The 21,601-nt window shown below is 68.6% G+C and carries 18 protein-coding genes; 14 read left to right on the top strand and 4 right to left on the bottom strand.

The genetic code is table 11. The annotated features are described in order from the left end of the window. The first annotated feature begins 2 nt into the window (after positions 1–2). Complete coding sequence (locus JZ791_RS03585; protein WP_216892681.1) at positions 3–1,469, top strand: FHA domain-containing protein; 1,467 nt, start codon at positions 3–5, stop codon at positions 1,467–1,469. A 2-nt stretch (positions 1,470–1,471) separates the two neighbouring features. On the opposite strand, the gene JZ791_RS03580 is transcribed toward JZ791_RS03585, so the two are convergent. Next, positions 1,472–2,911, bottom strand: coding sequence for a neutral zinc metallopeptidase (locus JZ791_RS03580; protein ID WP_308162754.1), 1,440 nt, complete (start codon positions 2,909–2,911; stop codon positions 1,472–1,474). Positions 2,912–3,023: 112 nt separating this feature from the next. Between JZ791_RS03580 and JZ791_RS03575 the strand changes: the two genes are divergently transcribed. The 8 genes from JZ791_RS03575 to JZ791_RS03540 all read left to right on the top strand — a co-directional run bounded on the left by JZ791_RS03575 (position 3,024) and on the right by JZ791_RS03540 (position 13,447). Then, positions 3,024–5,822: an FHA domain-containing protein gene (locus JZ791_RS03575; RefSeq protein ID WP_216892680.1), complete on the top strand. Its 2,799-nt coding sequence runs from the start codon at positions 3,024–3,026 to the stop codon at positions 5,820–5,822. A gap of 133 nt (positions 5,823–5,955) precedes the next feature. After that, positions 5,956–7,668 (top strand): hypothetical protein, encoded by a 1,713-nt coding sequence (locus JZ791_RS44705; protein ID WP_254205168.1) that lies wholly within the window; start codon positions 5,956–5,958, stop codon positions 7,666–7,668. 219 nt (positions 7,669–7,887) lie between these two features. Continuing rightward, complete coding sequence (gene rplM / locus JZ791_RS03565) at positions 7,888–8,331, top strand: 50S ribosomal protein L13 (protein WP_216892679.1); 444 nt, start codon at positions 7,888–7,890, stop codon at positions 8,329–8,331. Next, positions 8,328–8,867 carry a 30S ribosomal protein S9 gene (gene rpsI / locus JZ791_RS03560; protein WP_438804478.1) on the top strand — a complete coding sequence of 180 codons (540 nt, stop codon included), beginning with the start codon at positions 8,328–8,330 and terminating at the stop codon, positions 8,865–8,867. Before rplM ends, rpsI begins: the two co-directional genes overlap by 4 nt. A gap of 331 nt (positions 8,868–9,198) precedes the next feature. Beyond that, positions 9,199–10,566: a phosphoglucosamine mutase gene (gene glmM, locus JZ791_RS03555; RefSeq protein WP_216892678.1), complete on the top strand. Its 1,368-nt coding sequence runs from the start codon at positions 9,199–9,201 to the stop codon at positions 10,564–10,566. Positions 10,567–10,727: 161 nt separating this feature from the next. Beyond that, positions 10,728–11,051 (top strand): hypothetical protein, encoded by a 324-nt coding sequence (locus tag JZ791_RS03550; protein WP_216892677.1) that lies wholly within the window; start codon positions 10,728–10,730, stop codon positions 11,049–11,051. 70 nt (positions 11,052–11,121) lie between these two features. Continuing rightward, positions 11,122–12,519 (top strand): hypothetical protein, encoded by a 1,398-nt coding sequence (locus JZ791_RS03545; protein WP_216892676.1) that lies wholly within the window; start codon positions 11,122–11,124, stop codon positions 12,517–12,519. Continuing rightward, complete coding sequence (locus JZ791_RS03540; protein ID WP_216892675.1) at positions 12,506–13,447, top strand: DUF8176 domain-containing protein; 942 nt, start codon at positions 12,506–12,508, stop codon at positions 13,445–13,447. The genes JZ791_RS03545 and JZ791_RS03540 overlap by 14 nt, the downstream gene beginning before the upstream one ends. A 25-nt stretch (positions 13,448–13,472) precedes the next feature. Here JZ791_RS03540 and JZ791_RS03535 read toward each other — a convergent pair whose 3' ends face one another. Then, positions 13,473–14,048, bottom strand: coding sequence for a TetR/AcrR family transcriptional regulator (locus tag JZ791_RS03535; RefSeq protein WP_216892674.1), 576 nt, complete (start codon positions 14,046–14,048; stop codon positions 13,473–13,475). Between the two features lie 143 nt (positions 14,049–14,191). On the opposite strand from JZ791_RS03535, the gene JZ791_RS03530 reads away from it, so the two are divergent. Next, a complete protein-coding gene (locus JZ791_RS03530; protein ID WP_216892673.1) occupies positions 14,192–15,346 on the top strand; it encodes a serine hydrolase domain-containing protein in 1,155 nt (384 codons plus the stop codon). A 10-nt stretch (positions 15,347–15,356) separates the two neighbouring features. Here the strand turns inward: JZ791_RS03530 and JZ791_RS03525 are convergent, their stop codons facing one another. Then, positions 15,357–16,751, bottom strand: a complete 1,395-nt coding sequence (locus JZ791_RS03525) for an alpha/beta hydrolase (protein ID WP_254205167.1) — start codon at positions 16,749–16,751, stop codon at positions 15,357–15,359. 238 nt (positions 16,752–16,989) lie between these two features. Between JZ791_RS03525 and JZ791_RS03520 the strand changes: the two genes are divergently transcribed. Then, complete coding sequence (locus JZ791_RS03520) at positions 16,990–17,619, top strand: class I SAM-dependent methyltransferase (protein WP_216892671.1); 630 nt, start codon at positions 16,990–16,992, stop codon at positions 17,617–17,619. Here the strand turns inward: JZ791_RS03520 and JZ791_RS03515 are convergent, their stop codons facing one another. Further along, positions 17,620–19,260: an ABC-F family ATP-binding cassette domain-containing protein gene (locus JZ791_RS03515; RefSeq protein ID WP_216892670.1), complete on the bottom strand. Its 1,641-nt coding sequence runs from the start codon at positions 19,258–19,260 to the stop codon at positions 17,620–17,622. Between the two features lie 533 nt (positions 19,261–19,793). Between JZ791_RS03515 and JZ791_RS03510 the strand changes: the two genes are divergently transcribed. From JZ791_RS03510 to JZ791_RS03500, 3 genes are all read left to right on the top strand, one after another. Next, complete coding sequence (locus JZ791_RS03510) at positions 19,794–20,102, top strand: DUF6802 family protein (RefSeq protein WP_216892669.1); 309 nt, start codon at positions 19,794–19,796, stop codon at positions 20,100–20,102. A 229-nt stretch (positions 20,103–20,331) separates the two neighbouring features. Continuing rightward, entirely contained in the window at positions 20,332–20,670 is a 339-nt protein-coding gene (locus JZ791_RS03505) for a type VII secretion target (protein ID WP_216892668.1), read from the top strand. Between the two features lie 73 nt (positions 20,671–20,743). After that, positions 20,744–21,601 (top strand): hypothetical protein (locus JZ791_RS03500; protein ID WP_216892667.1); only part of this gene is annotated, 858 nt, incomplete at its 3' end.

Raw genomic sequence — 21,601 nt, 5'->3', positions numbered from 1 at the left:
CGTTGAGGGATCGGCAGGTCGAGGTTGTCGGGGGCAATCATGTGGTGGTCCGGGTGGCCGGAGTCGTGGTGGTCGTCGGCCATCGTGAGAACGGACCGGTGCGAGACGATTCCGCCGCGATGGAGGTTGCCGAGGCGCTCTCGCAGGTGGTGTTCGAGGCGGCCGAGCGGGCGCCCGCCGGGCCGGGACGGATCATCGCCCGTGAGGCCACGAACTGGCTGACGAGCCGGGCCGATTCGGGTGCGCCCACCGATCTGGGCATCGTCTCGGGCGCGGAATCCGGTGCGGTGGCGATATTTCTGCACGGTGCGGTCACCGCGATGCTGGTGCATGACGATGGCGTCGAATACCTGCGCGGCGCCGACGCCGTCTTCAGCGTCGATCACGTGGCCGAGCCGCCCGCCCGCGCCGTGGCGGTAGTCGTCGACACCGGGCGCGATCCCGAATTGCCCGAGCGGGGAATCGGTTCGCTGGTCGAAGGCGTCGCGTCCGCCGCGGGAGCGATCGTCTGGTTCGAGGGGCGGCGCTCGCGGGCCCGCGACCGGGATGAGGCGCCTGCCGAAGCCGGATCCACCGCGCAGCCGACCGGCACCGAGCCGCAAGGACAGGCGTACGCGTCGAGCACCACGGGGCCGCAACCGGTCTCGCCCGCGGCGGCGAATCCCCGCTTGGATCGTACGCAATTGGCCCGCCCCTCCGATCCCAGTGTGCCGCTACCCGTTACGGCGCCCGCAGACGCCGCGAGTGTGCCGCCGCCCATGGCCGCCGGGGACGACCCGTCGGCGTCCGGGCGAGCGCCGGACCCCGCGTCCGGCCGTGTTCCGGTACCCGATATATACGGAGGCGCCACCGAACTGGTCGGTTCCGGTCCGCCGCCGCTGCCCGACTGGCTGGCCGACGATCTGGTGCAGGACGCGCAGAATCCGCCGCGCGACGCGGACGATCCGCCGCACAGCCGGCGTGACGAGGCGACCGAACGCGCACCCTCGCTGTCCACGCGGGTGCTCGGGTTCGTCTGTGCGCGAGCACATCCCAGCGATCCGCGAGCGGCGTTCTGCACCGTCTGCGGTATGCCGGTGGACCAGACGCAGCGGCCGACGGAGGTCGTGCGCCCGCCCCTGGGCCGGCTGATGCTCGACGACGGCACCACTCTCGTGTTGATCGCCGACACCGTGCTCGGACGCGATCCGCAGAACTCCGACGCTGCCCAGCGAGGCATGCAACCGTTCAAGATCGAGGACACCTCCGGCGGCATGTCCCGTGCCCACGCCGAAATTCGGCTGGTGAACTGGGATGTGACGATCGCGGATCGGGGCTCCACGAACGGCACCCACGTCCGCCTGCCCGGCCGCCAGGACTGGATTCGCGTGCTGCCCAATCAACCCATGGCGCTGCCGTTCGGCGCCGAGCTCATGCTCGGCGGCCGGGTTCTGCGCTTGGACCCCACCGCGCCCACTCCCTTCGGCTGAGCCTACGAGTAGCGCGACCGGCAGATCTGCGCGTTGCCCAGCACCCCGGCGCGGAACGCGTCCACCCGCGAAAATCCGCTGGGCACAGTGTTTCCCGCGACGTCACTGGCCGCCAAGCCATCGGTCAGCAGACCCGAGACCGCCTTGTCCAGATCCCCCGGGGACAGCGCGATATCGCCGTTCACCACGCTGCGCGCCGGATCACCGAGCGCGGCGGTGATCACACCGGACAGGCAGGCCGCGCGCAGTCCGGTCTTGGCCCCGGTCAGCGGTTGACGCGAATCGTGCTGTACCGCGAGGGCGTATCGGGACACGAACACCACGTATGCGTTGTAATCCCCGCCGACGTGCATCGGAAAGCCGGTTGCCGCACCGGTATCCGTCGCCCCGCGGGCGGCCAGGGCGGGCACGTCGGCGCCGATGGTGTTCGTCGCCGGGCAGTAGGTGACCGGTACGGTATCCGCCGCGTCGCTGCAGCCGAGCCTGGCGCCGAGATAATCGAAGGTGGGTTCGTTCGCGATCGGCATGATCGATTCCATCGCCTTGCCCAGTTCGGTCAGACTGTCCTTGGTGATGGGCAGTTCACCGTGATCGGGATCGTCCCCGTACGACTGCGGCAGACCCTGGCGGCGCCGCTCGACGTTCCGCATATCGATGGCCGCACAGCCCTTGGGGCCGTCGGTGAAACCGATCTGCACGGCGCTCACCCGCTCGAACGCCGAACCGTGCACCGACTCCGGGTTCTGCGGGTCGGTGTCGCGGATCGCGACCGTCGCGGCGAGCACGCTGTTCAGCCCGTTCGAGGTGTTGATCGTGAAGTGTCTCGAATCACCCTCGGCCACATGGCGTATGAATGCCCCGGCGAAGCAGTCGGCCTGCTGCTCCTTCACGATGGTCGGCGTCTTGGCGTCGACCAGATGCGCCATCGTCTGCACCGCGTGGCCGTATTCGTGGGCCAGCGCCATGACGATCGCCATCGTCCCGAAGTCGCGCTGCATCGAGGGCAGCAGCACGCCGCGGTCCCAGCCGATCGAATTGTCCGGCCGGCAATACGCGGCGTTGGCCACATGCGTCGTGGACTCGTGGCAGAACTGGCTGACCTGCGCAGAGGTGGCGTCCCAGGAGTACAGCTTCGCGACCGGTGCGAAGGCGCCGGTGAAGTCCTTGGGATATTCGCCCTGCCAATAGGTTTGGATGTCCGCGACGGCGTCCAGGGCCAGACGGTCCGGGTCGTCGCCGGTCCCGCCGATCGCGGTGAGCGTGCTGTCGGTCACGCCGGGGCGCGGTCCGCTGGGCCCGTCGGTGGTGGGAAGCCCGGCCACCCGGAACGGATCCTCGTAGATGGACACCGCCCGGCCCTCGACGGTGGCCGTGCAACCCGACAGCGCGAGCGCCACCACACCGAACGCGGCGAACGCCGTGATCACATGGCGCTTGACCACGCGTACCCCCTCCGCGATGTACCTGGACGAGCTCTTGTGCGCCCGGATGGTTCGGCGGCCGTCCATTAAATGGGCTCTCCCCGAGTCCGAGCTTTCGAATAGTATCCGGCACATGTCATCACCGGGGGCGCAGAAGATCACAGTGCGCCATGAGGGAATCGATCGGGGATTCGACGCCGGGCAAGAGATCACCATCGGCCGTGCGCCGGAGGTGACGTTGTTCGTCGACAGCCCTTTGGTTTCCCGTGTGCACGCGACACTCAGCTGGCAGGGTAACGCGTGGATCCTGGCCGACAACGGAAGTACGAACGGTGTGTTCGTGGACGCGCAGCGGGTGAGCGGTTCCGTGCGTATCGCCCAGCCCACGCTGGTCCGTCTGGGTGACGCGGCCACCGGCCCCCTGCTACACCTGCTGCCCCAGGGCAACCCCGCCGCCGCGCAGGGCCGGACGCCATCGGCTCCGGCCCAGCGCCCGCCGACACCGCCGCAGGGCCAGCGCCGGCAGGATCGACCGTCCTCCCCGACTCCCGGGCAGCGTCAGCCCTCGTGGCCTCCGGCGCAGCAGCCGCCGCCGTCGGGCCGGCTGCCCCCGATTCCGTCGCGGCCGCCGACGCCGCCCGCGCAACGTCCGGCCGTCCCGCGACACAGTGGTCAACCCGCACAGCCGCCGGCCCGGTCCGGACCGCTTCCCGCGGTACCTCGGACTCAGGATCAGGCCCGGCGTGCGGCGCCGGGGCGGGCCGGGGCGTCGGGCCAGGGTGCGTCCCAGGGACGATCGGCCACCCCGGGCCACGGATTCGGTCAGCCGGATCGCCCGGTCCCGGGGCAGGGCGGATCTCAGCGCCCGGCCGGAGCTCCGGAGAGCAACCTGACCATCAAGGGCGACGCCTCCGTCCTGCCACCGATGCGGGCGCGCGTATCCACGGCCCCGATCACCCGCGCCGACCGAATTCCCGCCGGTGGCTTGACGATAGGCCGCACCGGCGACAACCAGATCGTGGTCGACGACCCGCTGGCCTCGCGACGGCACGCCCGCCTGGTCAGGGGCCAGGAAGGACTGGTGCTCGAGGACGCGGGCTCGGCCAACGGCACCTTCGTCAACGGCCGCCGCGAACAGCGAACCGTCTTGCGCGAGCGCGACATCGTCACGATCGGCAACGTCGATTTCCTGGTGCAGGACGGCACGCTCGTGCTGCGCCGCAGGCCCGTGGCCGAACAGGGCCTGGAAGTGCACGGCCTCGGCTTCACGGTCGAGGGCAACAAACAGTTGCTGATCGATGTGAACATGCAGGCCGGGCGCGGTACCCTGACCGCGCTCATCGGCCCGTCCGGGGCCGGCAAGTCGACGCTGTCGACCCTCATCGCCGGCCTGGCCCATCCTTCGGCGGGCGTCGTCGTCTTCGAGGGTCGCAACCTGCACGCCGAATACGAGGCCATGCGCAGCCGTATCGGCATGGTCCCGCAGGACGACGTGATGCACCGCCAGCTCACGGTGCGTCAGGCCCTGGGCTTCGCCGCCGAGCTGCGTCTCCCGCCGGACTCCTCCAAGGAGGACCGAGGCCATGTCATCGACGGTGTGCTGCGGGAACTCTCGCTCACCGAACACGCCGACACCCGCGTGGATCGTCTCTCGGGCGGTCAGCGCAAACGCGCCTCGGTGGCGCTGGAGCTGCTCACGGGCCCCGCACTGCTGCTGCTGGACGAGCCGACCTCGGGCCTGGACCCGGCGCTGGACCGGCAGGTCATGACCATGCTGCGCGAGCTGGCCGACGCCGGGCGCACCGTCGTCGTGGTCACCCACTCGGTGGCCTGCCTGGACATGTGCGATCAGGTGCTGCTGCTCGCGCCGGGCGGTAAGACCGCCTATTTCGGGCATCCCGGTGGGGTCGGGGCGTTCCTGGGCACCAGCGACTGGGCCGAGATCTTCGCGCGGGTGGCGGCGGATCCGGACCGGGCCTTCGCGAACTATCGCTCCAAACAGTCCGCGGTGCCGCCGCCTCCGCCGCCCGCACCCCGCGGCCAGACCGGACGACCGCCGAAATCCAGCGCGTGGAAACAGTTCTCGACCTTGTCACGGCGCCAGCTCCGGCTGATCCTGGCCGACCGCGGATATCTGATATTCCTGGCGGTCCTGCCATTCGTGCTCGGCGTGCTGTCCCTCGTGGTGCCCGGCCGCAACGGGCTGGCCATGGGCCCGCTCGCGCAGACCAGCGACGGGCACGGGGGCACGATATTCACACCCGTCGGCGGCGTCGAGACCTCGCAGCTGCTCGTGGTGCTGGTACTCGGCGGATGCTTCATGGGATCCACGCTGACCGTGCGGGATCTGGTCGGCGAGCGGCCGATCTTCCGCCGTGAGCGGGCGGTCGGGCTGCGGCCCGGGTCGTATCTGGCGGCCAAGATCATGATATTCGGCGGTGCGGCGCTGGTGCAGTCGGCGGTGCTGGTGACGATCGTGCTGATCGGCAAGAAGCCGCCCGTCGGCGGCGCGTTGATCCCGTCCGGCGGTGTGGAGCTCTATATCGACATCGCGGTCACCGCGGTCTGCTGCGTCATCCTCGGTCTGGTGCTCTCCTCGGTGGCGAGGTCGAGCGAGCAGGTGATGCCGCTGCTGGTGGTCGCGATCATGGTGCAGCTGGTGATGGCGGGCGGCATGATCCCGGTCACCGGCCGGGTGGTGCTCGAGCAGCTGTCGTGGCTGTTCCCCGCGCGCTGGGGTTTCGGCGCGGGCGCGGCGACGGTGAATCTCCCGGCCCTCGAGCCGCTGGACCACACCGCGGCGCGCGACTCCCTGTGGAAGCACACGACCGGCATCTGGTCTCTGGACATCGGGATGCTGGTCGCGCTCGGCGTAGTTCTGTCGGTGATCACATGGTGGCGGCTGCGCCGCCACGCAGGCAGCGTGAAATGAGGGGGTACCACTTGACACTCGAGACCATGACCGGTCGGCAGCACACTGTAAAGCACCCTGCGAAACGGCGACGACCAGGCAATAAACCCGCCCAGTCGCGCGTGTCGCTCGAGAAGAAGGCACACTTGTGGGCGTGACGGCTCGAGTTGGGGCAGTACATCTCGGCTGGGATGTGGTGTCCGTGGCCGGTGGCGGCGGTGGCATGCCGATCCGACCGGTCCAGGTGGAAGGGACCTATACACCGCCCGCGTATCTGCTTGCGGATACGTCGGGTCGCCTGCATACCGCGGGCGCCGACAAGGGGCGCTCCGATCTGGGCATCGCCGTGTCCGATGTGCGCGACATCCTCGGTCATCGGCAGATCCGGATCGCCGGCGCCACCTGGCCGACCGAGTTGGTGTTCCGGGCGCGGCTGTACAACCCGCTGGCCTCGATCGGCAAATACGTACGCGGCAAGCCCGACGTGGTCGCGCTGCCGTATCCGGACGACTGGCCGGACGAGAAGATCGATGAGTACGTGCGCCTGGTCGAGCAGCTGGACGTGGTGTGCGAGCCGTTACCGGAGTCGGTGGCGCTGTCCGGGTACGTGCGGGCGATCGGGCTGGTCGCCCCGCCCGAGCCCGGCCGCAGGGCGACAGGCGCCACCGGCGTGTACTCCGACGGCCGGGTCTGCCTGGTGGTATCGGTCAACGGCGACGATGAACAGCCCACCGAATCGGTCGGCGTGCCGATCTCCGCCGACGCAATGCGCGACGCCCACCACGCCGACAACGTGGTGATCGAGGTCATGGCCGCGGCCCGCTCGATCGGCTCCGACACCTCCACCGTGCTGTTGACGGGCAACGTGTGCTTCAACGACGCGCTGCGGCTGGCGTTCCAGAACCACCTCGGTCACCGCCTGCACGTGGCCGACCATCCGATGCACGCCCTGGTCCTGGGCGCGGCGCATCTGCTGGTTACCGATAGTGAATATGCGGAGGAGGGTCCCGACCAGGGGTACGGCCCGGAACCGGCGCGGCCCGGCGGCCCGGCTCCGCTGCCGCAGGGGCCGGGTCAAGCCGCGACACCGCCGCGTTCGCCGGATCAGGGTCGTCCGGTGAATCCGGGGGGTGGGCAGGTCTCCCATACCGGTCCGGGCGGGCAGAGCACACAGGGTTCGGCGAACCCGCCGACGCAGTCGAGTGCGCGACCCGACACGGGCGACTATCCGGTGATGAGCGAGGCCGAGGGCGGCGGACGCCACGGCTGGCGCGGCCCGGAGCCGGCCGAGCAGCCGGTCGCGCGCCCTGGCGACCAGCGTCCGCGGCATGCGGCGCCCGATGACGACGACGAGGACACGACCGTCCGAGTCCCGCGTGACCAGGTGTCGAACGTTCCTCCGGATTTCGCCACCATGGGTGGGCGCGGGACGCAGCGGCCCAGTTCGCCGGCCGATACCACCGACACGTTCAAATACAGCGGAGAACCGGCCGCCGATGCGCCGATGCGGTCCGGTCAGATGTGGAACAAGGTCAAGGACAACCTGTTCGGCGCGCCGACGATCGTGGGGGCGGCCGCCTTGGCCGCCCTCGCGATACATACGGGGACTGTCCAAGCGAGCACGGGAGGTGCGGCCCACCCGGCCGCGCTCGCCGGAGCGACCGCGACCATATCCGGGATCGAACCGGTCTCCGGCGTGCCCAGGATCCTGCCGGACTGCCTGGCGATCCCCAACGCCAGCGCGCAGCCCGGCCCGGGGATCGAGCCGAGCGGCGACGAATGCACGCGGACGGGCACCGGCAACCTGCGATATATCGTCCCGGCCGTGCCCGACGGTTTCGATCCTGGCCCGCCCATACACGTCTGACGAGCCGCGGTCCGGTGCTCGTCACGCGACCGGACAGGGCGTCCGGGCCGATTACGGCCCGGCCCGTCCTGCCTGGTACCGTTGTCAGCTGGCGTGCGGTACGTCGCGGATTTCACAGAATTCCACGAGATGTCCCACGAGTCCCGGGTCTCAGCTGGCCGCCGGATCGCTCGATCGCTCGCCTGGCCGGTAGAACACCACGACAGACAGGGAAGATCTGTGCCTACGTACAGCCCGAAGGCGGGTGACGTCACCCGCAAGTGGTACGTCATCGACGCCACTGACGTAGTGCTCGGCCGTCTCGCCGTGCAGGCTGCGAACATCCTGCGGGGCAAGAACAAGCCGACCTACGCGCCCCACGTCGATGGTGGCGATTTCGTCATCATCATCAATGCCGACAAAGTTGCCGTCTCCGGCAACAAGCGGCAGGACAAGAACCTCTACACCCACTCCGGGTACCCGGGCGGCCTGAAGGCCCGTACTGTCGGGCAGTTGCTCGAGACCCGGCCCGAGCGCCTGGTGGAGCGTGCCATCCAGGGCATGATCCCGAAGAACAAGCTCGGCAACAAGATCGGCGCCAAGCTCAAGGTCTATGGCGGCCCGTCGCACCCGCACGCGGCCCAGCAGCCCATTCCGTTCGAGATCAAGCAGGTGGCCCAGTGACCGCTCCCGAGGAATTCAACGAGGACGTCGTCGAGGACGCGCCTGTCGAGATCGTGGACGCGGCCGTCGAGATCGTGGACGAGGGTGAGGGCTACGAGGCCGAGGGTGAGGGCGAATTCGCCACCTTCGCGGCCGCCCCGATCGTCATCGACCGTCCGGTGCAGACCGTCGGCCGCCGCAAGGAGGCCGTGGTTCGTGTGCGTCTGGTGCCGGGTAGCGGCAACTTCGTACTCAACGGCCGCACCATCGAGGACTACTTCCCGAACAAGGTGCACCAGCAGCTGGTGAAGTCCCCGTTGGTCACCGTCGAGCGCGTCGAGGCGTTCGACATTCACGCCCGCCTGCACGGCGGCGGCCCGTCGGGTCAGGCCGGCGCGCTGCGCCTGGCCATCGCCCGCGCGCTGATCGAGGTCACCCCCGAGGATCGTCCCGCCCTGAAGCGGGCCGGGTTCCTCACTCGTGACCCGCGTGCGACCGAGCGTAAGAAGTACGGCCTCAAGAAGGCCCGCAAGGCTCCGCAGTACTCCAAGCGCTGATCTTGCACCGTGCGGGCCCGCCCGTCCGGCACTTCTGGAGTGCCGGATCGGCTGGGCCCTCGCGGTATCTGGCGGTGTCAGTCCAAGAGCAGGCGTCCTTCCTGGGCGCCTGCTTTCGTGCTATCGGGACGCGGTGTTGTCACGTCACTGATATCGCACGTTATCCCAGCACACTGGTTAGGCTGGCACGACGCCAACGGCGGCGACGACGATCCAGGGTGGCAGTTCGCCACGAACTCGGTAACCCGTGAGACCCGCGGATGCCCATTGCACGACACGACGTTCGCGGCCCGCTTCGCGACGTGGGAACCAAAGACCTAGGGGCAGTTGTATGGGACGTATGTTCGGCACCGACGGAGTCCGCGGGCTGGCCAACGACACACTGAGCCCGGAACTGGCACTCCATGTTTCGGCCGCCGCGGCACAGGTCATCGGCCGGGGGCGCGCGCGGGCGGTCGCGGTGGTCGGCCGCGATCCCCGGGCCAGCGGCGAGATGCTCGAGGCGGCGGTGACCGCCGGCCTGACCTCCGCCGGGGTGGACGTGCTGTCGGTGGGTGTGCTGCCCACGCCCGCGATCGCGTACCTGACCGCGGTCTATGACGCCAGTCTCGGCGTGATGATCTCCGCCTCGCACAATCCGATGCCGGACAACGGGATCAAGATCTTCGCCCCGGGCGGGCGCAAGCTCGACGACGTGGTCGAGGACCGCATCGAGGAGTTGGTGCGCGCCCGGACCTTCGCGCGCCCGACCGGCCGGGACATCGGCCGGGTGTTGAGTCAGTCCGGCGCGGACGGGCACGTCGAGGCGAACTACAGCCTGGCCGGGACGCACGAGCGGTACGTCGAACATCTGGTGGAGGCCACCGGCCGCGATCTGAGCGGGCTGACCGTCGTGGTGGACTGCGCGAACGGCGCGGCCTCGGACGTGGGTCCGGCCGCATACCGGGAGTCGGGCGCGCGGGTCATCGCGATCAACGCCGAGCCCAACGGCGTCAACATCAATGATCGTTGTGGTTCCACACATCTGGACCAGGTCCAGCGCGCGGTGCGCGAGTTCGGCGCGGATCTGGGCCTGGCCCACGACGGCGACGCCGACCGCTGCCTGGCCGTGGACGCGGCGGGTTCGATCCTGGACGGCGACGCGATCATGGCGATACTGGCGCTCGGCATGCGCGACAAGGGTGAGCTGGCCGAGAACACCCTGGTCGCCACGGTGATGAGCAATCTGGGCCTGCACATCGCGATGCGGGAGGCGGGAATCGCGGTGCACACCACTGCCGTCGGCGACCGATACGTGCTCGAGGAGCTGCGCCGCGGCGGTTACACGCTCGGCGGCGAGCAGTCCGGGCATGTGGTGTTCCCGACGTTCGGTACCACCGGCGACGGCCTGCTGACCGGGCTGCGGGTGATGGCGCGCATGGCCGAAACCGGGGATAGTCTGGCCGCACTCGCATCCGTGATGACCCGCGTCCCGCAGGTGCTGGTCAACGTCCCGGTGTCGGACAAGGCCGCGGTCGCCGAGGCCGTCGAGGTCCGCGACGCGGTCGCCGACGCGGAACGCATTCTCGGCGATTCCGGCCGGGTCCTGCTGCGCCCCAGCGGAACCGAGCAACTGGTCCGTGTCATGGTCGAGGCGACGGATCCGGATCGCGCCCGTCAGCTCGCCGACGATCTGGCCAAGCGGGTCGCGGCGGTGTGACCGGGATTCCGCGTCATACCTGATTTACTGGTCGCAGTGTGCTTGGACTGGACTTTCGGTGAATGATCGGTGTGATCGAAGCGCGCAGCGCGAGGATCACACGTATGGTGGACGTGAATCGTGATGCGACAGCGAGAGCTTGATTTCCGTGAGGGGGAACAGTGGACGCGCTGAAGCTGGATCCGGCGGCGATGACCGCCTATACAACCGTGGCCGACACCGTGTCGCAGCAACTGGCCTCCGCGGCCGTCTCCGCGGGCGGCGCCGTGAATCCGGAGCAACTGGCGGTCGATCTGGGCGAGATCGGCGCCGATTTCACCGCCGCGTTCACCGCCGCGGTCTCCGATCATGTGCAGGCGCTGTCGACCGCGGGCCAGTTGGTCTACACCTACGGGCAGGTCCTGCGCGGCTACAACACCGATGTGCAGCAGTCCGACAGCGATACGGCCACCGCTATCGACAAGGTGGGACAGACGCTCGTATGAGCGAGGCGGCTCCGGAGGTGGCAACCTGCGTCACCGCGCGGGGCTTCCGGTCACGCAGAAAGGATGCAGCATGAGGCGAGGCACCGGGCTCAGGCGGCGACCCGTCGCGACGAATACCGCCAAACCCACGCCCGTATCCAGTGACCCGAACGTCGACCCGCCCATTGTCGCGCGGCTGGTGCAGCCGCTGCTGCAGTTGCGGGCCTCGCTGGGCAGCGGCGTCGGTGTTCCCGATCCGTCCATCGTCCGGGCGCTGACCACGTCGTCCAATCAGGCCGCCGACACCGAGGCGCCGCACCGCGACGGTGTGCAGGCCCTGGAGTCCACCTGGACCGGTCCTGCCGCCGACGCCGCCGTCCCGGCGCTGCGCACCACCCGCACCCAGATCGGCGACATCTCCGATCGCGGGCCGGAGTATCTGGCTGTTCTGACCGACGCCCAGGGCACCAGTTCCCGGGCCGCACATCGGGTGGACGGCATCATCTCCAGCTTCCGCCACGATTCGCGCGCGATCCTGAGCAATGCGAACGCCGCGCCCGACACCGACGCCGTGATCGCCCGCGCCTCACAGGCGCTGCACGAGGCGATCACCGCGGTGAACTCCGCGAAGACCGAAATGGACGGGCATACGCGGAAGCTGACCGCGATGGGCCCGCTTACCATGACCACCCCCGCCAACCTCAGCGATGTGTCGCAGGATTACACCCCGACCTCCACGAGTGACTTCTCGAACGATACGTCCGACAACAGCAGCTACTCGCCCAACGGCAACTACACCCCCGACAACAGCACCAATACGGCCCCGCAGGCGACGGTGGCGAACGGCACCCCGCTCGATCCGGCCACGGCCGCTCAGCTGCAGTTGCAGGAGCAGTTGATCAACGCCGGCGTCAGCCTCGGTTCCGACGGCATCAGCGCGGGCGTCAACCTCGGCAACGAGCTGATCGACCAGATCGCCCAGGTCGGTGAGAACGCCATCCAGTCCGGGGCGCAGGTGGCCGAACAGGTCATCCCGCAGCTGGTTCAGCAGGCGACCAATCCCGCGGCCAGCGGCAGCGGTTCCGGCGCCTCGCCCGCGATGTTCAACTTCGGCGGCGGTCAGGGCCAGGGCGCCGGTAGTGGCAGCGGAAGTGGTAGTGGCAGTGGCAATACCGGGCTCGGCTCGGTCCTGCCGTCCACGCCGTCCGTCCCGTCCATCCCCGCGCCGAGCGTGAACCCGCCGACGCCCGGCGCCAGCATTCCCCCGCCCGCGCCGTCACCCGCGCCCGCACCGGATCCGGCTCCCGCGCCGCAAACCCCCGCCCCGCAGCCCGGGCCGGGCCCTGCCGCGGGGCTCGCGCTGCCGCCCTCGTCCGGCGGTGACGCCACCAGACCGCGCGACGGCCAGCTCGGCGTGACCGCCCCGGCCGCCGTCGAGGAGATGGTCCCCGCGGCCGTCATCGGCGATTTCGGCGATGACGCGATCTGATTCCGACGAACCGGACCCGGATCAGGACAACCCGTTCGACCTGGGCCTCCCGATGCTGCGCCCATCGGCGAGCCGCCCGGCGCGGCGTCGTCCGGCGCGACGCGGCGCGCGTCGGCGCAGCCGGCCTGCGGGCCCGCGGCCCGGCCCGTTACCCGTGCCCGGGACCGGGGATCACTCCGGCGGCTGGGAAGAATGGCTCGAACAGGGTGCACCGCAACCGGATTCGCGACCGAATCCCGAGCCGCCGCGACTGACCGTCCGCGAATACGACTACGGGCCGCCCGACAATGCCGATCTGGTCCCGACGATCGTCGACCGTTCCGGCGGCAGCCCCGGCACCCGGCTGCGTCGCGCCCGCGCGCCCCGGGGCGAGGCGCCGAACCGCGACAAGATACTCAGCGTAGTGATCATGGCCGGCGTCGCGATCGTGGTCGTCTCGGTGATCCTGACCGTGCTGCACACCGGTAAGCGCCACCATCCCGGAATGCTGAGCCAGTCGACGTTGGCCGCGGCGCCGTCCGCGAGCCCGGCCGCGCAGCCGAATGCGATCGCGACCCCGGACTGTCAGCAGCGCCGCGACGCCGATGTCGTCTCGGGCACCGATCCGGGTGGCACCAGCAACGGCCCCGACGCCATCCTGGCCTTCGAACGCGCCTACTACGTGCAGCGGTCCGGATCCGCCGCCCGTGCGGTCGTGGCCGACGGCTCGGACATCAACTCCGCCGACGAGATTCAGCGCGGCATCGACCAGGTTCCGGCGGGCACGCGCTACTGCGTGCAGATCACCAGCGGCAGCACCGACAGCACCCAGTGGGAGGTGCGTCTCACCGAGCAGAGCCCGGGCAAGCCGGCCCACACCTTCACCCAGATCGTCACCACCAGAACCGTCGCGAACCGCACCCTCATCGCCGCCATCAAAGGCACCTGAGCGCGGATCGTCCGGCGGCTCAGGGCTATTCGGTCCCGGGTTCCCGGGCCGGGAGTCCCCGGAGCAGGGTGTCGAGGAACAGGTCGAAGCGCGGGGCGCTGGAACCGAGGTGCACCGGGTTCTCCTCGACCGCTATCCAGCTGACTATCGAGGTCATGAAGATGTAGTAGCTCTGCTCCGCGAGGTAGGCGTCCACCCCGGCCTCGACGAACACCGCGACGATCGCGGCACGAAGCCGCGCGGTGGAGTGGGCGGTGTGCGCGTGGGGGCGCGAGAGGTGGGTGGCGTAACCGGGCACGGCGAGGAACTGATCGCGGATGCGCCGCGCGATCAGTGACAGCCTGAGCTGCCACGACGCGTCCTCGGGCTCCTCGCGCCGCAGTATTCGATCGACGAGAACCTCGCTGATGAGATCGAACAGTTCGTCGCGGTTCTTCACCCATCGGTAGAGCGCGCTATGGGTGACGTCGAGCTTCCCGGCCAGCTCGCGCATGGTCAGGGTGTCGACGTTCTCGATCGAGGACACGGCCTCGACGATCAGTTCCCGACTGATCTGCGCCGGGCGGCCCGGCGGCCGACGCGCTCCGACCGGAGATGACATGCCCGAATAGTACGACGCCGGCGCGTTCGTGCACGGCCCTAGCCGGTGATTCGGAATTTTCCCGTAATTAGTTTCCATTGGTCACTAAATAGGTTAACGTGGGAGTTGTTCGAGAGTCGGCAGCGTGTCGTGGAGGAGTACCGATGAGAGGGAATGACGTGCGCGGCACGGTCGCGGACGGTTTCGAGCCCGTGCGCGAGGTGTTCGAGGCGATCCTGGACGCGGAAGGTGCGGATCTCTGCGCGCAGGTCGCGGTGTATCACCACGGCGACCCGGTGGTGGATTTCTGGGCGGGCGCCGAGGCCGCGAGTGATTCGCTGCTGGGGACCTATTCGGTCAGCAAGGGCCTGGCTCACCTGGTCGTCGCGCTGCTCGTCCAGCAGTGTGTGCTGGATCTGGACCAGCGGGTCGGCCACTACTGGCCGGACTTCGCGGTACACGGCAAGGGTGAGTTGTCGCTGCGCGAGTTGCTCTCCCATCAGTCCGGCCTGGCCGGGGCGACCGACGGGTTCAGCATGGCCGAACTGGCCGACGATCGACTCGTCGCCGAGCGGCTAGGCGCGCAGCGGCCGTTCTGGCGGCCCGCGACCGCCTCCGGCTACCACGCGCTGGTGATGGGAGCGCTCAGCGGGGAGGTGGTGCGCCGCGCCACCGGACAGACCGTGCAGAGCCTGTTCGCGACACACCTGCGCGACCCGTTCAAGCTGGACCTGCACTTCGGCCTGCCCGCCGACCAGGACCACCGCTTCCTGCCCGCCCAGCCCATGGTGGCCACCCCGGAGCGGCTGCGCGACCTCGCCGCGAGCGCCACCGCACCGAACAGCCTCAGCGGCATCGCCTTCAACCGCCACCACCCGGACAACCACGAGGTGTGGGAGCTGCCGAACCTCCAGGTGGTCCGATCGGCGGGCCCAGCCTCGTTCGGCGCCGTCGGCGCCGCTCGCGATCTGGCCAAGCTCTACTCGGCCGCTATCGTCCCCATCGATGGCATCGCCCCTCTGCTCACACCGGACACCGTCGCCGCGTTCGGCCAGATCCAATGCGTCGGCTGGGATCTCGTACTGCGGCAGGAAAAGGCCTGGGCGGTGGGTTTTCATCCGGTGTCCGAGATCTATCCGAGCCTCGGCGCGGGCGCCTTCGGGCACAGTGGCGCCGGCGGACAACAAGCGTTCGCCGACCCCCGCAACGGGCTGTCCTACGCGTTTCTGCGCCGCCGGTTCCACTACCCGCCGCAGGCCGACGCGGACCACAAGCGCATCCTGCGTGCCGTCTACGCGGCGGTCGAACAGGTCCGGTGAGCACGCGTCATCAGGTGCTGACAGGCTGATTGCCGACCCGGCCGAACAACCACGGCATCGCATTCTGGAACGCGATCGCGGCGGAGTTCCAGGTGTGCGCGCCGAGGGAGGAGTACATCGCGCAGTCGATGCCGACCCGGTGCGCTTCGGTGTACAGGGCGGCGGCCGCGCGCGACTGGGCGGCCAGGCCGCGGGTCTTGTCGTGGGCCGCTGTGGGCACGGCTGTACCGCTCCAGATATGTGCCGTTCCGCTGCTGGTGAAGGTGTAGAACAGGCCGCTGGTATCCCGGTACGGGCCGTGCGCGGCCATGGTGGACCGCGGGTCGAAGGCCTTCCACTGCGCGGCGTTTCCGCCGTACAGCCGGGTGATGGTCTGCTGTTTGTCCCCCGCGTTGGGTCCGATGTCCCCGGCGATGTCGACGAACGCGCCGAACAGTTCCGGGTGCATGACGGCCAGATCGATCGCACAGGTGCCGCCCATCGAGAATCCGGCGACACCCCAGTTCGCGGGATCGGTCGCCGCGCCGAAGGTCTTCTCCACGTAGGGCGCCACCTCGGCAGTGAGATGGGTGGCACTGTCGTCCCGGGGGCCGTTCACGCATTCGGTGTCGTTGGTGAAAGTTCCACCGGTGTCCGGGAATACGAGAATCGGTGACCAGCCGCCGTGCGCCTCGGCGTAGGCGTCCAGGGACGGCAGAATGCCACCGACGCGAATCCAGTTGGAGGGAGACGCGAATTCGCCGCCGATCATCATGACCACGGGAAGCCGGCGCGGCGTGCTGCCGTGGAACCAGGCGGGCGGCAGGTACACGTATTCGGTGCGGTGCCGCATGCCACTGACGTTGCCGGGAGTCGTGATCGGCACGATCCTGCCGCCCGTGACCGTGGTGTTGCGCAGTGCGGCAAGCGAATTCAACGAGCCCTGCTGCGGCAGCGCACCTGCCGTGGCATCGGCCCAGGCGGCCTGCACGGTCGGGTAGTACCCGACCCACTGATTGACCGTCAGCGCGGCACTGGCCCCCACCAGGACGATCGCCACCACCGAAACCAGCCGCCGCCACCAACGCGCCGAACGCCAGCCGAGCACCAACACCACGACCCCCGCCGCCAGCGTCCCCACCAACCACCAGAGCCGCACCGGCGCATGATCGTTCGTACCGGCCCATCCCTGGTCATAGGTCAGCCACCGCGCCCACAACGCCACGACGAGCCCCACCACGGCCGCCGCCGGCACGCTCACCAGCCGCCACCGCCCGGTCCGCCACCCGACGGCGGCCACCAGTGCGACGATCGCCACCACCTCGACGGTGATCGGCAGCCACCCGTGCAGCAAGGCGATCCCATGCCCCTGCCCCGAATTCCCGGAGCTCGTCAACTGTGGCGGCGGTGGCGGCGGAAACGACATGTTCGCCAGGTTTCCTTCCATCCGGTGAGGTCTTCCGCTCGCGACAGTAGCGACGATCGCCGCACCAGCGCTGTATCGTCCGAGAAGTATCGGCACATCGTCAGGAAGCCTTCAGAAATCGACCAGGCCCGAGCCGGGATTGCCGGATTTCGAGGGGACGGCCAGGCCGCCTCTCATCGCTCGCACCGTGGCCGTCGGGCGGGTAGCAGCGTCGGGAATCGGCTGGCAGGGTGGTGTGATGCACCGGCTCTCGTGGGATCACAACGCCTTCTATCAGCGAGCGCTGATTCGCCGGTTGCCGCGCGGATGCAGGCGGGTACTGGATGTCGGGTGTGGTGCGGGCGTTCTCGCGGCTCGATTGGGGAGGCGGGTCGAGCGGGTGGACGCGATCGATCTGTCGCCGGCGATGATCGAGCTGGCGATGCGGCGTGTGCCTGGCAATGTCACCTGCATCCTTGGTGATGTGCTCGAATATCCGCTGCCCGAAACGGGATACGACGGGATCGTGTCGAATACCGCCCTGCACCATGTTTCGCTCGAAGCGGTGCTGCCGGTCCTGGCGGGTGCACTCCGACCCGGAGGGGTGCTGGCTGTCGTCGCGCTGCCCCGGATCGGCAGAGGGGACTGGCTCGTCGAGCCGCTCGCCTTGCTCGGGCAGTGGGTGTTCGGGGTCGTGTTCTACCTGCTGCGTGTGCTGACGCGACGGCCCTGGTACGCGTTCAATGCCAGTCACGCCGCGATGCCGGTGGTAGTGGATCCGCCGCTGACCACACGCGACGTCCGGCGAATCGGCACCGATCTACTTCCGGGCGTGCGAGTACGCCGGCTGGTGTTCTGGCGTTATCTGCTGGTGTGGCACAAGCCCTGATCAGTCTTCGATGAGTTGGCCGTTGTTCATCCGCCAGCGGCGGGTGGCGTGGACGTTGTCCAGCATGCGGCGGTCGTGGGTGATGAGAATCATTGTGCCGGTGAAGGATTCGACGGCTTGTTCGAGTTGTTCGATGGCGGGCAGGTCCAGGTGGTTGGTGGGTTCGTCGAGGATAAGCAGGTTCACGCCGCGGGCTTGGAGTAGGGCCAGGGCGGCTCGGGTTCGTTCGCCGGGGGAGAGGGTGTCGTTGGCGCGTAGTGCGTGGGGGCCGCGGAGGCCGAATTTGGCCAGGAGGGTGCGCACTTCGGAGTCGGGCCAGTCGGGCACTTGTGCGCTGAAGGTGTCCGACAGGGTGGCGTTTCCGCGGAACAGCCCGCGGGCCTGGTCCACCTCGCCCACGGCCACCGCGGAGCCGAGCGTCGCGGTTCCGTTGTCGGGCGCGATCTTTCCCAGCAGCAGCGCCAGCAGCGTCGACTTTCCGGACCCGTTGGCGCCGGTCAGCACGATGCGATCACCCCAATCCACCTGGGCGCTCACCGGTCCCAGCGTGAACTCGCCGCGGGTGAGGGTCGCGCCGGACATCGTGGCGACCACCGAACCGCTGCGCGGCGCCGCGGCGATCTCCATCCGCAGCTCCCACTCCTTGCGCGGTTCCTCGACCACGTCGAGCCGTTCGATGCGCCGCTGGGTCTGGCGCATCTTGGAGGCCTGCTTCTCGGTGGATTCGGCGCGCATCTTGCGACCGGCCTTGTCCGAGTCGTTCTTCGCCTTGCGCCGGGCATTGCGCACGCCGTGCTCGAGCCAGTTGCGCTGCATTTGCGCGCGGCCCTCCAGGCCGGATTTGGTGTCCGCATAGTCTTCGTAGGCCTCGCGGGCGTGGCGGCGGGCGATCTCGCGTTCGGCCAGATACGACTCGTAGCTGCCGTCGTACACACCCACCTGCTGCTGCGCCAGATCCAGTTCGACGATCCGATTCACGGTGCGCGCCAGGAACTCTCGATCATGGCTGATCACCATCAGCGGCACCCGCACGCCGGTCACGAACTGCTCCAGCCGGGCCAGTCCATCCAGGTCCAGATCGTTGGTCGGCTCATCCAGCAGCAGAATGTCGAAGCGGGACAACAACACCGACGCCAAACCCGCCCGCGCGGCCTGTCCGCCGGACAGTCCCGTCATCGGGGTGTCCAAACCGCTCGGCAGAGTGTCGGTCAGGCCCAGTTCGACGGCCACCTCCTGCGCCCGCTGGTCCAGATCCGCGCCGCCCAGCGCCAGCCAGTGTTCCAGGGCGGGGGAGTACTCGTCTTCGCCGCCGTCGCCCAGCCGTTCGGCGGCATCGTCCATGACGTGTTGCGCGGCAGCGACTCCCGTGCGCCGAGCCAGAAAGTCGAATACCGTCTCGCCGTCCACCCGCTCGGGCTCCTGCGCGAGATACCCCACTGTCGCATCGGGCGGGCTCAGCGCGATGTCCCCGTCCGGCGCGGACCCTTGGGCGAGCATCCGCAACAGCGTCGACTTCCCGGCCCCGTTCACCCCGACCAGCCCGATCACATCGCCCGGTGCGAGCACCAGATCGAGATCGCTGAACAGGATGCGCTCGCCGTGCCCCGCGGACAGGCCGCGGGCGTGCAGGGTGGCGCTCACGACTCCACCCCGCAGGCGCTCGGCTTCGTCGCGCGCGCGTCGCGCAGTGCCCACGGTTCGCTCGCAAGCTCGCTCACTGTCGCACCCCGTCCACATCGACCGTCTGTGCCGTGGCTTCGGGGTGTCACGCTGTGCTCGATCACGATAAGAGTGTGCCGTGCGCGGTCTCCGGGACCGCATCCGACGTCGCTGTGACGTACGCCCCGGCTCGATGGGGTGCTCAGGGTCGCGCACCCTGAGACAGCGGGCACGAAAATCAGGGTGTGGATCGGTCCTGGCCCCGATGCGGGCAATGCCCCTGCTGCCCTGGCCGCACATCCTGGTCTACCTGGTGCTGTGGGTGGTCATCCCGCGCGACTGAGCCTCGCTGAACCGTCACCGCTTGTACGAGGGGCGGCATCGCTCCGAGGCCGTGGCGATGAATTACACGGGTTATCTCCAGGAATCGGGATCAGGTGGTGCGCCGCACCCCAGGAGGATGTCAGGATGGAACCCGCATCCCGTCCCGCACACCCCTTTCCCAGGAGCCGTACATGGTCAACTCGGGCGACCTGCCAGGTCTGGACATGCCGGACGTCGACGCGCATTCCGACCTCGGCGGCCTGGGCGCGGTAGAACTGCACCACCCCACCCAGGACCTCACCGGCCACGGCCATCCCGACTCCGAAAGCGTCCAGGGCCCTCACTCCATTGATGTCTGGTCCGATCTGGACCACGACGGCTTCGCCGATCACCTCACCGTCGTGGACAACGACGGCGACTACTCCGCGTGGGAGTTCCACCACCACACCGACGGCACGTCCGAGTGGGTGCGCACCGAGCAGGGGCATATCGGCAAGTAGGGGTCCCGCGGTCCGGTGCGGCCGCAGTGGATGGCGGCGTACGCCTTGTCGAGCCTTCCGCGCACCGAGTAGATTTTCCCGGACGACACCGGCTGGTGCGCGCCCACACCACCGCGCGAGCAGGCCGGATGTTCGGAGGGAACCGAACGCGGTCCGGTTGCGTCCAATCGAGTAGACGGCAGCACCTGGGCACCATGGAACCGAGTCCGGGGGGAGCGGAGGGACGACGATGGGTGACAATCTCGGTGTCAGCACCGGCGAGCTCGGGCAGTTCGCGGAGCGGGTGCGGTCTTCCGCGGGGACGGTGACGGGGACGGTCAAGAATGTCACCGGGAACATGTGGGGCGCCGGGAACAATCCGAAAGGCCCCGAGGCCGGCCGGAACTACGCCGCGCAGGGAAAAACGATCAATGACGCGCTGACCGAGATCGGCAAATGGATGACCGATTGGGGTTCGGCTGCCAGTGCGCTGGCCGACGCCGTCGGCGCGGCGAATGTCGCGTACACCGACACCGATGCGGTGAACGCCGGCAATACCCAGAACGTCACCAGCAATGTGTCCTCATGATGCGGAGAACATCACCGATGCGGACCGATCGAATGTGCTCTGCCGCACCGATTCACGATAGGGGGGCGGCCTGATGGCACAGAGTGTCGATGCGATGCTGGACGACGCCGCCGGCGGATTGCAGTATTTCGCGCAGTTCATCGAGGAGTACAAGCGCGCCTACGGCGGATACTACGGGGGGCACGATCTCGATTTCCTCTATGCGCGGTACGACGAGCAACGCGGCATGGACCTGGACAAGCTCACTACGACTGCGAATGGTCTGCAATCGGCTCTGAAGGACGTCGACCAGGAGTGGAGTACTCAGACCGGCTTGTCGCAACAGATGTCGTCATTGTGGCAGGGGACGGCGTCCAATTCCGCCCAGGATATGTTCCGCCAGCAGCTTTCTCAGGCCGGGGATGACAAGACCAAGTCCCGGGCACTCATGGATGCGATCAATGCGGCCATTCCCGGCCTGCGCAGCACTGTTCAGGACAAGGCGAATTTCGTCAAGGGTTTGGTCGGTGATGGTGGTGTGCTGAGCGGCGGTAAGACTCCCGCCCAGGTCGATACGATCATTTCCGGTGCGAGCATGGGTCTCTCGGACGGCACGATTATCAGCCGGTTGCAGGACATATTCCCCGATCAGAAACCTGGTGGATCCTTCGGCGCCACTTTCTCCTTCGCCGAGGATCCGCTCGGTGAATTCGGAATATACAGCGGCTCCGAAGGCTACGGGGCTCGTCTCAAGGGACGGTGTCAGGATTGGCTGGCGAAGGTCTTCAAGCCGGATTTCGAAGGTAAGGTCGGCGCTTTCATCGCGCACTGCAACACCACCGATTCCGCTATCACGCAGGCTTATACGGCGGTGACGCAAGCGGCACAGCAGGTGACGCACAAGCCGTTCGTGCGTCCCGCGGGAACACAGGCCCCGAGTTCACAACCCGGC

It is taken from the genome of Nocardia alni (assembly GCF_019038435.1).
In the GTDB taxonomy this organism is placed as follows: Bacteria; Actinomycetota; Actinomycetes; order Mycobacteriales; family Mycobacteriaceae; genus Nocardia; species Nocardia alni.
The sequence above is the reverse complement of the archived record's forward strand: the minus strand, read 5'-3'. Positions and strand labels throughout refer to the sequence as shown.